General features: G+C 44.5%; 12 protein-coding genes. 6 read left to right on the top strand and 6 right to left on the bottom strand.

Annotation, left to right across the window (positions count from 1 at the left end; all coding sequences use genetic code 11):
* From LYNGBM3L_RS31410 to LYNGBM3L_RS31390, 5 genes are all read right to left on the bottom strand, one after another.
* A partial coding sequence (locus LYNGBM3L_RS31410) for a mannan-binding lectin (protein WP_044495565.1) occupies window positions 1-240 on the bottom strand: 240 nt, incomplete at its 3' end.
* Window positions 241-768: 528 nt separating this feature from the next.
* The gene (locus tag LYNGBM3L_RS31405; RefSeq protein ID WP_008190926.1) at window positions 769-1,794 is read right to left on the bottom strand and encodes an ABC transporter permease; all 1,026 of its coding nucleotides are present in this window, start codon (window positions 1,792-1,794) and stop codon (window positions 769-771) included.
* Between the two features lie 351 nt (window positions 1,795-2,145).
* Window positions 2,146-2,370 carry a nucleoside hydrolase gene (locus tag LYNGBM3L_RS31400; RefSeq protein WP_008190923.1) on the bottom strand — a complete coding sequence of 75 codons (225 nt, stop codon included), beginning with the start codon at window positions 2,368-2,370 and terminating at the stop codon, window positions 2,146-2,148.
* 93 nt (window positions 2,371-2,463) lie between these two features.
* A complete protein-coding gene (locus LYNGBM3L_RS31395) occupies window positions 2,464-3,633 on the bottom strand; it encodes an RNA-guided endonuclease InsQ/TnpB family protein (protein WP_229414768.1) in 1,170 nt (389 codons plus the stop codon).
* Between the two features lie 202 nt (window positions 3,634-3,835).
* Window positions 3,836-4,522, bottom strand: coding sequence for a nucleoside hydrolase (locus LYNGBM3L_RS31390; RefSeq protein ID WP_202799285.1), 687 nt, complete (start codon window positions 4,520-4,522; stop codon window positions 3,836-3,838).
* Between the two features lie 362 nt (window positions 4,523-4,884).
* On the opposite strand from LYNGBM3L_RS31390, the gene iscB reads away from it, so the two are divergent.
* From iscB to asnB, 4 genes are all read left to right on the top strand, one after another.
* On the top strand, window positions 4,885-6,174 hold the full coding sequence (gene iscB / locus LYNGBM3L_RS31385) for an RNA-guided endonuclease IscB (RefSeq protein WP_008190918.1): 1,290 nt from the start codon (window positions 4,885-4,887) through the stop codon (window positions 6,172-6,174).
* A gap of 37 nt (window positions 6,175-6,211) precedes the next feature.
* Entirely contained in the window at window positions 6,212-7,645 is a 1,434-nt protein-coding gene (gene gnd / locus LYNGBM3L_RS31380; RefSeq protein WP_008190916.1) for a decarboxylating NADP(+)-dependent phosphogluconate dehydrogenase, read from the top strand.
* A gap of 483 nt (window positions 7,646-8,128) precedes the next feature.
* Window positions 8,129-8,269: a hypothetical protein gene (locus LYNGBM3L_RS44735; protein ID WP_154659982.1), complete on the top strand. Its 141-nt coding sequence runs from the start codon at window positions 8,129-8,131 to the stop codon at window positions 8,267-8,269.
* 113 nt (window positions 8,270-8,382) lie between these two features.
* Window positions 8,383-10,473 (top strand): asparagine synthase (glutamine-hydrolyzing), encoded by a 2,091-nt coding sequence (gene asnB, locus LYNGBM3L_RS31370; RefSeq protein WP_131827093.1) that lies wholly within the window; start codon window positions 8,383-8,385, stop codon window positions 10,471-10,473.
* Window positions 10,474-10,550: 77 nt separating this feature from the next.
* Here asnB and LYNGBM3L_RS31365 read toward each other — a convergent pair whose 3' ends face one another.
* Window positions 10,551-11,333 carry an ABC transporter permease gene (locus tag LYNGBM3L_RS31365; protein ID WP_008190909.1) on the bottom strand — a complete coding sequence of 261 codons (783 nt, stop codon included), beginning with the start codon at window positions 11,331-11,333 and terminating at the stop codon, window positions 10,551-10,553.
* A gap of 142 nt (window positions 11,334-11,475) precedes the next feature.
* Between LYNGBM3L_RS31365 and LYNGBM3L_RS31360 the strand changes: the two genes are divergently transcribed.
* Together LYNGBM3L_RS31360 and uvrC are read left to right on the top strand one after the other, a co-directional pair.
* Window positions 11,476-11,853 carry a response regulator gene (locus LYNGBM3L_RS31360; RefSeq protein ID WP_008190906.1) on the top strand — a complete coding sequence of 126 codons (378 nt, stop codon included), beginning with the start codon at window positions 11,476-11,478 and terminating at the stop codon, window positions 11,851-11,853.
* 183 nt (window positions 11,854-12,036) lie between these two features.
* Complete coding sequence (uvrC, locus tag LYNGBM3L_RS31355; protein WP_044495562.1) at window positions 12,037-13,950, top strand: excinuclease ABC subunit UvrC; 1,914 nt, start codon at window positions 12,037-12,039, stop codon at window positions 13,948-13,950.
* The last annotated feature ends 468 nt before the right edge of the window (window positions 13,951-14,418 follow it).

The raw sequence follows: 14,418 nt of genomic DNA, 5'->3' as shown, positions 1-14,418 counted from the left end.
TGGACACTTACCTTTAGCATCATCATTATTCCAAATCGGACCAGCTTCAAGAGCTAAGGTTTGATCGCAGCCACAGACAGACATTTCATTTGGTACGGTAGTAACCCAGTTACCGTTCCACTTAGTACCTGCTTTCTCACAGACCGCAGGACACTTAGCTTCAGCATCACCCTGATTCCAGATTGGACCGGCTTCAAGGTCGTAAGCGAAAGCGTTAGCTGCAAGAGTGACAGCTCCCACACTGACTCTTTGAGTTCAGTGTGGGCTTCCCAGCCAATCCAGCTATTGCTTAGGAGGCGCTGGGCTTTAAGAACGGACTGCCCTGCCGCTCTGTTTTCTTGGTCTTTTGTTTAATAATGTTTGACCAACTTCCCAGCATTTATGGCCTTTGGCCACGCTACGCGAACGGCTTTGAAAGTCAGTATTTCCAGTATAACACATCGATTGGTCTAAAGTGAAAGACTCTGTGCAAAATTCATCCCACACTCATGCTGCGCATGTTCGTTGTGGGGCTTCTTTTGCCGGAAGCTAAATTGGTTTCTATATTTAGAACGTTTGGGAAGGTTATTTTGTGACAAATTTTTTGAGTTCTGGAGAGATTTTTTATTTATCAAGAATAGTTGTTTAATTTTTATTAAACTCAATATTATATCATATCATGTCCGGATAATGACCCTTAATAGCAATCTTTCTGATTACCCCATTTCCCCATCCCCCATCTCCTCATCTCCCGATCTGCATCTGTACTCCTACGTTAAAGAATTGCGATTAGTACCGAATACGGGGGTCAATCAAAGCATTAACAATATCAATGGCAATACTTGCGATTACCACAATAGTGGCAAAAAATACCATAATCCCTTGCACCGTCGGGTAATCCCGCCCAGAAATTGCCTCATACAACCGATTCCCTAACCCTGGCCAAGAGAATGTCACCTCTGTCAACACTGCTCCACCTAATAAAGCAGCTAAGGTCAACCCTAGCACTGTAATCACAGGAATCATGGCATTTTTCAGAGCATGGGCAAAAACAATCCGTCTTTCGTGAATACCTCTAGCTCTGGCCGCTTCTACATAATCAGCCTTGAGAGTTTGCTTCAAGTTTACCCGCACAATCCGTTCAAAGATGCCACTCAACAGCAGCCCTAAGGTAATACTGGGTAAGGCTAAATAATAGATAGCAGTGAAAAACTGAACCAAATTACCACTGAAGAGACTATCTATTGTATAAAGACCAGTAAACCCTTCTGGTGTTGCTAGGCTAATGGGATAGCGAGTACCGATGGGAAACCAACCCAGCTGAACAGAGAAAATTAATTGCACCACCATCCCCATCCAAAACAGAGGGATGGAGTAAGTAATGATACCAAATAATCTACCCCCCACATCCCAAACTGTTCCGCTTCGGGATGCGGCTAAAGTACCAACTCCTATACCAACTAAGAATGCTATGGCCATGCCGCATACTGATAGTTCTACAGTTGCGGGGAAATGTTGTTGAATAATCTCCCAGACTTTTTGACCTTGGCTGGTGATTGAGGTACCTAAGTCTAAACGTAGCAAAGATCCTAAGTAGCGAATATACTGCAACCACAACGGGTCAGCTAATCCTAATTGTTTTCGGTAGTCTTCTTTAACGATATCTGGAGCGCGATTCCCTAATACAGCATCCACAGGATCTCCTGGGGTAGCTCTGAGCAGAAGAAACACTAGGGTGGTAATGGTCCATAGCATCAGGGGCGCTAGCAGCAGGCGGATTATTATGTAGTATTTTAGGGCTTTGGCACGGGACATAAGGAAACAGGGAATCGGGAATTGGGAATCGGGAATCGGGAATCGGGAATCGGGAACTTCGGATGAAGTAGTTTTGGATTAAGTTAGTCTATTTAAAGACATTTTTGATTAACAAAAATCTGTTTTGATTAAAATTTATTTTTTAAATATTGATAATCCTTGTTTAACCAGGCTTGTAGAGATGATTTTATGGTAATTTATCACAAATAATCTGGGATATTCATAATTTTTTGATCAATTCTAAATTCTAAATTCTAAATTCTAAATTCTAAATTCTAAATTCTAAATTCTAAATTCTAAATCCCTTTCTTTCCCATAATTGATGACTTTGGCAACAGATATAATTAACAATTATCCCAAGCAACGGTATAAATGTTCTTTCCATCGGGGTGCGTCGATGGAGCAAATTACAGTCATGTTTGGTGTTTGGTTAAGTACTCCTAGCTCATCCACTACCGTTTGACCACGGGTAAGTTCGCTTAATGTTTCTACCTCGACATAGTATTTACCTTGCCTGGTTATTATGGCTGGGTCGAGAGCCACTGCCATCGCTACAGGATCAGCAAGGGGTGACATACTCCCAACACCAAATTTTCGTTCCTAACGTCACTCAAATTATAGTGTGGGCTTCTCAACTTGCATCGAGAACTTGGTGCTTCATCGGGAATCCTACGATTCTTCCTTCACACCCAGCTTGACCGCTAGACCTTCAACGGCTGCAATACCTCTATTTACTAAGATTTTCCCACTAGCCACATCGCGAGGCATAACGACATGGCATTCTGGACAGCTATGTATCCTAACACTCAAATCTTTAGGCACATCAGCCCCACATTCAGGGCAAAGTTGACTACTACCTTTGGCATCAACTTTCTGATGGTAAGTCCCAGTTTGGCGACAAACCCAATCCAAAATATTGAGAAATTGTCCTGGGGCACTATCAAGGACGTGCTTGGCAAGCATACCTTTACTCAGTCCCAAAATATTCAAATCCTCAGCAAATATCATTCCTGCCTGACGACAAAGATGATTACTGATTTTGTAGTGAAAATCTTGTCGCTGATTGCTAATCTTTTCGTGCAGCAAAGATATCTTTTTAGCCAGTGCTTGATAAGACTTACTTCCTCTTTCTTTCTTGCTAAGTCTGCGTTGCAGCCATTTCAGCTTGCTTTGAGACTGAATGTAGAACCGAGGGTTATCAATCAATTCACCTTGGCTAGTAGCTACAAAACTGGATATACCCCAATCAATCCCTAAAGGTTCACCATGAGGCATGGGTTCGGGGATAGAAATGTCAGACTGTAAAATCCGTTGAGCATACCAACCCGAAGCCTTGAACAAAACCCGAACTTGCTTGACAACAAATCCATCAGGAATAGCCCGATGCAAAACAATGGGCATCTTGCCAATCTTAGGGAGTTTGATTTGCCACCCAGTAATCGGATTCGATTTGAACTGAGGAAATACAAAAGAACGATATCGTCCGACTTTTTTGAAGCGTGGAAATCCAAACTGTCTCTGTTGCCTCATCTTAAATGCTCTATCAAGTCTCTTGAGAGCATCTTGAAGAACTTGAGAGTGAACGGCTTTGAACTCAGGAATATTTTTCTTGGCGACCGTCAGTGCGTTCTGTTGTTTGTAGTAATCGGGATATGGCTCGTCAACAGAGATAATATATTCGTGTCTGAGACTACAAGCGTCAACTCTACACTTACGGCTATTTATCCAGTCTTTTCTTTGTCGCAGTGCGTAATTGTAAACACGCCGACATTGTTCGAGCCAATCAAGCATTTTAGCTTCTTGGTCAATATCTGGATGAATGCGATATGTGTAAGTCATGCTTTCCATGAGTATATTCTAACAGATTTTATTGTCTTGTTAAAATATTTAAATTGCCAATTTTTGGGGCATCGAACCCCTCAATTGGCTTGGGTAGTCCATGTATCCCGACGCTAATTCTGCGAATATAGCACGGGACTTATAGCTCCCCAAACCCCTCGCCAGTTAAGCCACGGGAATTTTGAATCTTAACACTGGCGTCTTACGCTCTAGCGTTGCAGTCTACAGCAAAACGTGCTATGTCTGTGCCTAAGTTTTTGATTTGTGCGATCTCATCGGGGAGTAATGCTGCTTCACCACGGCTTAATTCCCAACCGACCATCTCCATCGGCATGCCACTGTGAAAGACAATTTTAGCAGCATCTGGATCTACCCAAATGTTATATTCCGCAGCTGGAGTAACGTTGCCCACCACATTAGCGGCTCCACCCATGATCACGCAACGCTTTACTAGGGAGGCTATTTCTGGGGCACGGAGTAATGCGATCGCAATATTAGTCAGTGGTCCTAAAGTAACTAAGGTGATTTCCTTGGGATTAGTCTTAATAGTATCAATGATGATATCCACACCATGAGCTAGCTGGGGTTTAGCCTGGGGCTCAGGGTAGTGCATGTTCCCCATACCGTCTTCACCATGGAACCATTGAGCATATTGGCATGGGCGGAGCATTGGTTTAGGGCAGCCAAGGTAGACAGGGGTGGATGCGCCGCACATCTGGACGGTATACAGGGCGTTTTTTGCACCCTGTTCCACAGGTACATTTCCACTAACTATAGTGATAGCTTCAACCTGGACATCTGGCCAACGATGTGCCATCAGGAGTGCAACGGCATCATCGGAAGCGGTATCGGTGTCAATCAGGAATTTCCGCATATGTGAATGTAGCATTTCTTAATGGTATTACTACCAGAACTCTTAATGTCTTCTTTAGGCAAGAACCCAAAATATCGGGCTAACCTGGGAGTGAATCCACCCTAGACAACTACTACAGCAAAACTGGCGGACCAATTACTAAACCTTAGCAAACCTGCTCAAATCGGGTTTTTACTGAGTCTTCAGATTGGTCAAGCTCACCAAATGGTAAACGCTATGAAGGTCACGATACCCTGGGGTGCAAGCCAGCTCCAGGCTCTATCGCTTCTGATTAAACAGGTGATGAATTAATTTAGTGAAGCCAGTGTCAGGAGCCTAACAAGCTTTGATAGCCGAGCGAGGCACACTTTACCCTTAACGGGAGTAAACACAAAACCATGTGTAATTACGTCTTTGTTTTAGATGCAAGCCATAAACCCCTCAATCCCTGCCGTCCCGTTACCGCCAGGAAGCTTTTAACGGCTGGGAAGGCGGCTGTATATCGCCGTTACCCTTTCACCATTATCTTGAAAAAGCAGGTAGACGGCGTTGCCAAACCGATGTCCCTCAAGATCGATCCTGGCTCCAAGATTACTGGTCTAGCTATTGTGTATGGTAATCAGGTGGTATGGTCTGCTGAAATAGAACATCGTGGCTCCAAAATCAAATCAGCTCTCGACTCTCGTAGAGCAGTTCGTCGTTCCCGTAGAAACAGGAAATGCCGCTACCGAAAGCCACGTTTCAACAACCGAAAACGCCCAGAAGGTTGGTTGGCTCCGAGCCTACAGCACAGAGTGGCAACCACTATGACCTGGGTGCTGAAATTGATGAAACTCACCCCCATTGGTGGGATTTCCCAGGAGCTAGTCCGGTTCGATACCCAAAAGCTCCAAAATCCGGAAATCTCTGGCATAGAGTACCAACAGGGGGAGCTGATGGGCTATGAAGTGCGGGAGTACTTGTATCAGAAATGGGGTCGTCAATGTGTCTACTGTGGGGCGAACTCGGTCAAGCTAGAGGTGGAACACATAGTTCCCAAATCGAAGGGGGGGACAAATCGTGTCAATAACCTCACCCTAGCCTGCCATGGGTGTAATCAGGCCAAAGGAAATCTTGATGCTCGGGATTTTTTATCGGGGAAACCCGATGTCCTAAAGCGGATTTTAGGTAAAGCAAAGCAACCACTATTAGATGCGGCGGCGGTCAACTCCACCCGTTGGCAACTTTACCAAAGTTTGAAAGAAACTGGATTGTCCGTAGCAGTGGGAACTGGTGGCAGAACCAAGTACAACCGTATCAAGCTGGGATTACCCAAGGGTCATTGGGTTGATGCAGCTTGTGTCGGGGAAGTGGCCACATTGAAGATTGTCACCAGACAACCTCTTTTAATCAAAGCGATGGGTCACGGTTGTCGTCAGGTAATCCAGATGGACAAATACGGCTTTCCTCGCAAAGGTTACAAACCTAAGCATCCTGTGAAGGGATGGAAAACTGGGGATATCGTTAATGTGGTGGCTGGAAAGAATGCTGGATTAAAAGGGGTTCGCATCAAGAGCGTCAGAGCCAAAGGAAATTTTGATCTGATCGGGTCATTTAACGGTGCCTCCAACAAGGTCTTGAGTGCATCTCAGAACTACATTCAATGTGTCCATCGCCACGATGGGTATTCTTATAGTTTTGCTGAATGATAAGTAACTTTGATAAGCTTTTTTGTAGGAGATTTTTATGACACAACGGACCTTTGGGGTAATTGGTTTGGCTGTAATGGGGGAAAACCTCGCGCTTAATGTAGAAAGTCGTGGTTTCCCGATCGCAGTATACAACCGGACTGCAGCCAAAACCGAGAAATTTATGGCTGAGCGAGCTCAGGGCAAGGATGTGAAAGCTGCTTATTCCTTGGAAGAGTTTGTTCAAGCTCTGGAGCGACCCCGCAAAATCCTAGTGATGGTGAAAGCAGGGAAGCCAGTTGATGCAGTCATTGAGCAACTCAAACCTCTCCTAGAGCCAGGAGATATGATCATTGATGGTGGCAATTCTCTCTACCAAGATACCGAGCGGCGGACTAAGGATTTAGAAGCCACAGGATTGGGATTTGTTGGCATGGGCGTCAGTGGTGGTGAAGAAGGAGCCCTCAATGGTCCGAGTTTAATGCCTGGTGGTACTTCATCAGCATACCAGGATTTAGAACCAATTTTGACCAAAATTGCGGCTCAGGTTGATGATGGTCCCTGTGTTACCTACATTGGTCCCGGTGGTGCTGGTCACTACGTGAAAATGGCACACAATGGCATTGAGTATGGCGACATGCAACTAATTGCTGAAGCCTACGATGTACTGAAAAATGCCTTGGGACTAGATCACAAGCAGCTCCATGAGGTATTTGCTGAATGGAACACCACTGATGAGCTAAATTCCTTTTTGATTGAAATTACAGCGGATATCTTCAAATACATTGATCCAGACACGAATGGGCCGTTAGTGGAGATGATTCTTGATGCTGCTGGACAAAAGGGCACTGGACGGTGGACTGTAGTTAGTTCCCTAGAACTAGGGGTGTCAATTCCTACCATCTACGCTGCAGTCAATGCTCGTGTTATGTCCTCTTTCAAGGATCAGCGGGTAGCAGCAGCTAAGGAAATCACTGGTCCTGTGGGCAAGTATGATGGCGATGTCAAAGCATTTATTACCAAAGTCCGGGATGCTCTCTATTGCTCTAAGATGTGTTCCTATGCTCAGGGGATGGCACTCTTGAGTCGGGCATCGGAAGAGTTTAACTATAATCTGAACTTGAGTGAAGTTGCCCGGATTTGGAAAGGAGGTTGTATCATTCGAGCTGGCTTCTTAGATAAGATTAAGAATGCCTTCAACCAAAATCCCCAACTCCCCAATCTCTTGTTAGCTCCTGAGTTTAAGCAAACAATTTTGGATCGTCAGGATGGTTGGCGAGATGTGCTAGCGGTATCAAACAAATTAGGGATTCCAGTCCCTGCTTTTAGTGCATCCCTAGATTACTTCGACAGTTACCGACGCGATCGCTTACCCCAAAACCTGACCCAAGCCCAGCGTGACTACTTTGGTGCTCATACCTACGAGCGGCTGGATAAACCCAGGGGTGAGTTTTTCCACACCGATTGGATGGGATTGAGTTCACAAGGTTAGTAAAACTTTATTACTGCTTTAGGCGCAAAGCATTTGGGCGACCATGGTTTATTCTGATTTGATCAGGTCATAAACCCGATGCTTTGCCCTAGTATAGCAGAAGTCAGAAGTCAGAAGTCAGAAGTCAGAAGTAAAACTCTTGCGCTTACAAAGGGTGTGAGACTTTTGTCATGTCCTAACTGCCCTGGCGACTGCTATAACTATAGGAAAGGGAATAGGGAGCAGGGAACAAAAATTTACAATTTATTTAGCATTGCTATAATCAAAAACTATTCGAGTAAAGCAGATTTATAATAGCGCTGCATCGCTTCATTTATTTAAATTTAAAACTAGTTAATTTTAAAACACCATTACACCCATTGCTATATAGCAATCCTATCTGATTCGTGAAATAAATGGGCTGCTTTCCACCATCCCGTTAATTATAGGTATTTTACCGGACTTGATATAACAGGTGATCCGTAATTTTTGCGATCGCGAAGCGTGACCTACGGTCAATCGCTTTTAGCGTGGCCTACGGCCAATCGCGTAGCGGATCCTTGGCCAAAAGGCCACGCTACGCGAAAGGAGCATCGCTTTTTTCGTTGGTGCTTTGCTTGCCTATTATACCAACCTGGAGATTAATCCTAAGTTCACAATTGTGCGATCACCGTTAAAAAGCGCCATTTTGCCGTTGGATACCAAAATAGTAATTTTGTCAAGGCTTACGGGAATTATAGTCATAAGTCCCCTAATTAGTGGTTGAGTTAGTTGTTCAGCGACTAGAGGGCGATTGGCCTTTGGCCACGCTTTCGGCAAAGCCGACGCTACGCGAACGCGAACGGCCTTTGGCCACGCTTTCGGCAAAGCCGACGCTACGCGAACGCGAACGCAATTTGTTTTGTTCGAGGTATCCAGCATTAATGGGTAGTATAGTAGGCATTTTCACAGCTACAGATAAGCATCTTGATCGGAACTTGCTTCTGCGCATGCGTAATGCAATTACCTATAGTGGTTCTGATCACAGTTATTTAGAGATTACACCAGAGGATGGAGTGGGTCTAGCCCATGTTCCCCTGATCAGCAGAGACTTAACGGCTGATAGCTATCAGCCAATGTGGAACTCTAACCATACAAGGGTCGTTGTCTTCAGTGGTACAATTTTCAACTGCCTGGAAATCAGAGACGAGTTGGAAACATTGGGGTTTCATGTTCAACCTAATAGTGACACTGAAGTATTACTGAAGGGATACGAAGCTTGGGGAACAGAGGTTGTTGATAAGCTCAATGGCACATTTGCTTTTGCTATTTGGGACCGCTCTGTTGGAAGGCTGTGGTTAGCTAGAGACAGATTTGGGGAGCAACCACTATATTACTTCTTCGATGAGGTACACTCTACTTTCATTTTTGCTTCAGAGCTTAAGGCAATCCTAGAACACCCTGTTGTTTCCAAAGCTGTGGACCCTCAAGGGTTACAATCCTACCTGGTTTTTGGATACGTTCCTGCTCCCTTGAGCCTAGTTAAGGGGGTAAAAAAGCTACAACCTGCCCATAGTTTAATCATTGAAGCTGGAAAAACACCGGAGCTATATTGCTACTGGCAACTCAAGCAAGTCGCAACATTGCAGAGTGCGCCAGAAGCAGAAATAAGAGACAATCTTCGTTCGCGGTTTGAGTTGGCGGTAAAGCGTCGCTTAGATCGTAACAGTCATTTATCTCCCGCAGCACTTCTGAGTGGAGGTTTAGACTCGACCCTGGTTGTGGGTATGATGAGCAAACTCTTAAAAGAACCAGTTCACACCTTTTCTACAGCCTTTGAAATTGGTTCTGTTGATGCTGAAATCTGGAACACAAATCCGAATCAGTGTAACTCTGATGCTGATGTTGCTAAAGCAGTGAGTGCCCATTTTGGTACCAAACATAGTCAGCTGATTATCTCTGGGAGACAAGATTTAATCGGCACACTGCGGCGTTGTGTGAGAAATTTTGGTGAGCCTCATAGTAATCAGATTAACGTCACCATGATCTTGCTAGCTGAATGGCTTAAGGAGCAAGGAATTGCAGTAGTAATGACTGGGGATGGCAGTGATGCTATCTTTGGAGGTGAGCCGCGCCATCAATTAGATATGCAGATTAGCCTCTTGCAAAAATTACCTAGGTGGTTGCGCAACTTAGCCTATGCCAACAGAAACAAATGGCCACTGAAAGATAACTTTAATCCTACAGCCTTTAGAAGAGTGGACTTAGCACCCTTAACTGTAGAAAGATTAAATACTTGGTTTACCTACAGCAAAGTTGAATTTAATCATCTCTTACAGGGAGAATACGCTACAGATACCGGAGTCATAGACTCGATATATCAGGACCTATTAAAACGTTTGCTCTCCAACAATCACATTACTAGCAACCAAGATGCCCTGCTCTACATGGATTTGAAGTTGGATATTGAAGAATCAAATCGCATGAGGGCATATAAAACAAGTACGCCAGCAGGGTTGGCATCCCTCACTCCTTTTTTAGATTACCAATTTGTTGAATATGCTATGTCTATTCCCTTTGCCAGGAAAGTGGGCTGGCAAAAAGATAAACAACTGCTGAGAGAAACGTTTTCAGATTTGTTGCCAAAAGTAGTAGAAAAGCGGAAAAAGTATGGTTGGCGATCGCCTTTTGGTTCTTGGCTCAAAGATTATCTGTGGCAAGATGTTTGTGGGTTAATTCAAACATTGCCAGAAACAGGTATTTTTACACCGGAAGTTTGTAACTTGATACAAGACTACCAACCTGCTAACAGCCGCCAACTTTGGTCGTTGCTGACTTTTGCCATCTGGCACCAAGAATTTATGGAATGACCAATATTAGCTTGATTCGCAAGAATCAAGAGGTGCGACCCGTGGCGAATTTAATTCGCCTACGGAAAGCGCACCTACTAACTAGAAGCACTGGTATAAAAACGCAGGGCAAACTGCCAAAAGATCCCAGAAGCAAACAGCAATCCTAGGGCTAGAATACCGGAACCTACTACCCAAAAGGTATCACTCCGATTCAACATCACTTCTGCTGGGACTGTAGTCAGGAACGCCACTGGCACTACAAAGGTAAAGAAGAACCGATAGCTAGCCGGATAAGCTACGATGGGATATCGACCAGCTTCTAGCATACTGCGCAGAACAGCGGTGACATTGTAGATTTTGACAAACCAAATGCTTGTTGCTCCCAGCATAAACCAGATGCTGTAGAGGCTAGTCAACCCAAAACATAGTGGCACTACACTCAAAAGATAGTTGCCGATATCTAAGTTTAGGCGTCCACCAGCGTAGCCTATTACTATAATTGAGAAGATTAAGTCTGGTAACCCCCAAGGGCTGACACTTCGCCAAGACAGCCAGAACTGAGAACTAATGGGCTTGAGTAGGATAAAATCGAGGGTTCCTTGCTCGACGTGATCCACAATCCGGTTGAGATTGGGAATCAGGAATGTGCCAGAAAACCCCTGTAGTAACGTGAATATCCCTAGTATGACCAGGGCTTCTTCCCAATTCCAGCCGGAAAAGGTGTAGCCAGTGCGGTAAAACAAGAATAGACCGAATAGGCTACCAGCTAGGTTTCCTAGGCTGCTCAAGGTAGCGATCGCAAAATTTAACCGATATTCCAGTTCAGCAGTGAGCGCAGTACTCCAGAACAACTGGAGTACACTAACATATCGTTTCATATTAATGTGGCTATCAATGAAACTTGGGCTACCCCCAATAATATGCCATTGGGCTAATGCACCAACTATCCCTTATAATTGCATCTTATTCTAAGGTTCTGATAAGATTTAAATTTTCACAGTTAGGTTGAATAGGATAATAATGAATAAAATCTTGGTAATTGAGGACGAGATTTTTATTCGAGAAAATCTGATCGAACTCCTTGAAATTGAAGGGTTTGAAGCTCAGGGTGCTGAAAATGGTGTTGAAGGTGTACAGTTGGTTCAACAAGAACCACCAGATTTGATTTTGTGCGATGTAATGATGCCTGAACTAGATGGATATGGGGTATTGCAGGCACTACGTCAAGATCCAGCCACAGCGAAAATTCCGTTTATGTTTCTGACGGCTAGTGCAGATCGCAGCAATATTCAGAAGATCAGAGAACTAGGCATTCATGACTATATTCTTAAGCCATTTAATGTGGATAAATTTTTGGATGTAATCTCAAATCGGCTAGCGGAACAAAATAAAGCCTAGGGCGTGTTTTCAAAGTTTTCCGCAAGATTATGATCCCCCCCAGCCCCCCTTGAAAAAGGGGGGAGCCATACTCAAAGTCCCCCTTTTTTAAGGGGGATTTAGGGGGATCTCCGAGTTTGAAGACACGCCCTAGTGGTGATCACGGGAAATAACAACCAACAGTTGACCACAGACCATGCACTGATGAGTTCTAAAGCATTAATCCAAGATCCAGAACCCTTGGAAAGTCGATTGAAAGAAATTCCCCTGGAACCAGGGGTTTATTTAATGCGTGACCATAGCGCTAGTATTCTCTACATCGGCAAATCCCGAAAATTGCGTACGCGAGTCCGTTCCTATTTCCGTGACTCCCAACCCCTGAGTCCTCGCATTGCCATGATGGTGGGACAGGTTACTGATATTGAATTCATCGTAACCGATACCGAAGCCGAAGCCCTAGCCTTGGAAGCCAATCTGATTAAGCAGCACCAACCTTACTACAACGTACTGCTCAAGGATGATAAGAAGTATCCCTATGTTGCCATCACTTGGTCAGAGGATTATCCCCGCATCTTCATTACCCGTAAGCGGCGCATGGGGAATAAACAGGATAAATACTATGGTCCCTACGTCGATCTAAAACTGTTACGCAATACTTTATCTCTGGTCAAACAGATTTTCCCCATCCGGCAACGCCCTCGACCTCTGTTTAAAGACCGTCCTTGCCTTAACTATGATTTAGGTCGTTGTCCTGGTGTGTGTCAAAAACTGATCACACCGGAAGAGTACCGTAAAACCATCCAGAAAATCGCTATGGTTTTTCAAGGGCGTACTGGGGAACTGATTGAGATGCTGACGGCCAATATGGAACAAGCAGCAGAATCCCTTAACTTTGAGCTAGCAGCCCGGATTAGGGATCAGATTACTGGACTTAATTCCCTCAGTACAGACCAAAAAGTAGCCTTACCTGACGATACTGTATCACGAGATGCGATCGCACTAGCGGCTGATGCCAAACATGCTTGCATCCAACTATTTCAGATCCGTGGTGGTCACTTAGTCGGGCGCTTGGGATTTTTTGCCGATGTAGCCCCTCAAGGGAATGGGGGGATAGAACTCGGAGCAATTTTACAACGGGTTTTAGAAGAGCATTACCAAACTGCTGATGCGGTGGAAATCCCCACAGAAATTTTGGTGCAACACCCGTTACCCGATGGGGAGATGTTGGCTGACTATTTGAGCCGGAGCAAAGGTCGAAATGTGACTATACTCACTCCCCAACGGCAAACCAAAGCTGAACTGATTGAAATGGTCAAGCGCAATGCTAACTATGAACTGGAACGCACCCAGCGATTGGTTGACCGCAACACCAAAGCTATGGAGGATTTAGCTAACATTCTTGACTTACCGGATTTACCACGGCGCATAGAAGGGTATGACATTTCCCATATCCAGGGGAGCAATGCAGTGGCTTCTCAGGTCGTGTTTCTAGATGGCACACCAGCCAAGCAGCACTACCGTCACTACAAGATCAAAAATCCTAATATCACTGTCGGTCACTCCGATGATTTTGCTAGCCTTGCTGAGGTGATTCGCCGTCGCTTTAGAAAAAGTCAACTCGAACCAGAACCAGCAGATAGTATTAGCTCAACAATCAACAATCAACAATCAACAATCAGAAAAGATTGGCCTGATTTGGTAATGATTGATGGCGGAAAAGGACAGCTGTCAGCAGTTGTAGCAGTATTGCAAGAGCTAAATTTACAAGAAGAAGTGCCTGTGGTAAGCTTAGCTAAACAGTACGAAGAACTATTTTTACCAGGGGAACCATTACCACTACCAACTGATCCCGAGCAACCAGGGGTGCAACTTTTGCGCAGAGTCAGAGATGAGGCTCATCGGTTTGCGGTGAATTTTCATCGGAAACAAAGAAGTACTCAGTTACATCGTTCCCGTTTAGATGAGATTCCTGGATTGGGATTTCAGCGGCAAAAACAGTTATTGGCTCACTTTAACTCCATTGATTATATTCGCAACGCATCGGTTAAACAGCTTGCTGAAGTACCAGGCATTGGTTTGCGTTTATCCAAGGAAATTTATCACTACTTCCACCCATGACTAGACCTTTTTAAAAGGTATATCTTATAACTACTACTAGAGTTTTATCGGTCAGCAAACAGAGGAAAATATCACACAAAAACTGAGGCAACAACAGGTGCGACCCGTGGCGAATTTAATAATTAGATGCGGAAAGCGCACCTATGAAAGAAAAACTGAGACAATCTAGTCTGATCTGCCAATTAGTCTGAAGATATAGACGTTGCGGTATCAATCTCTAAGTAGGTTTACTCTCTAAGTCGTTTGACTCAATGGACTTGGATGTAAAGGACTTGTAGGTTTCGCGTTCCCGTAGCGGCTCCTTAGGAGCATCGCTTCCTGTGGGCTTTCTTTCTGTGGGCTTTTTTCTGTGCTCTTTGGCGATGCTTTGCCGATGTCGATGTTGGGGAGGGCTGAATCGGTGACTAAATTATGTGATTAACTATTATACATCTTATTTGATTAAGAAAAAACATGGATAGACAGTTT

The sequence above is a fragment of the Moorena producens 3L genome (assembly GCF_000211815.1).
Classification (GTDB): domain Bacteria; phylum Cyanobacteriota; class Cyanobacteriia; order Cyanobacteriales; family Coleofasciculaceae; genus Moorena; species Moorena producens.
The sequence above is the reverse complement of the archived record's forward strand: the minus strand, read 5'-3'. Positions and strand labels throughout refer to the sequence as shown.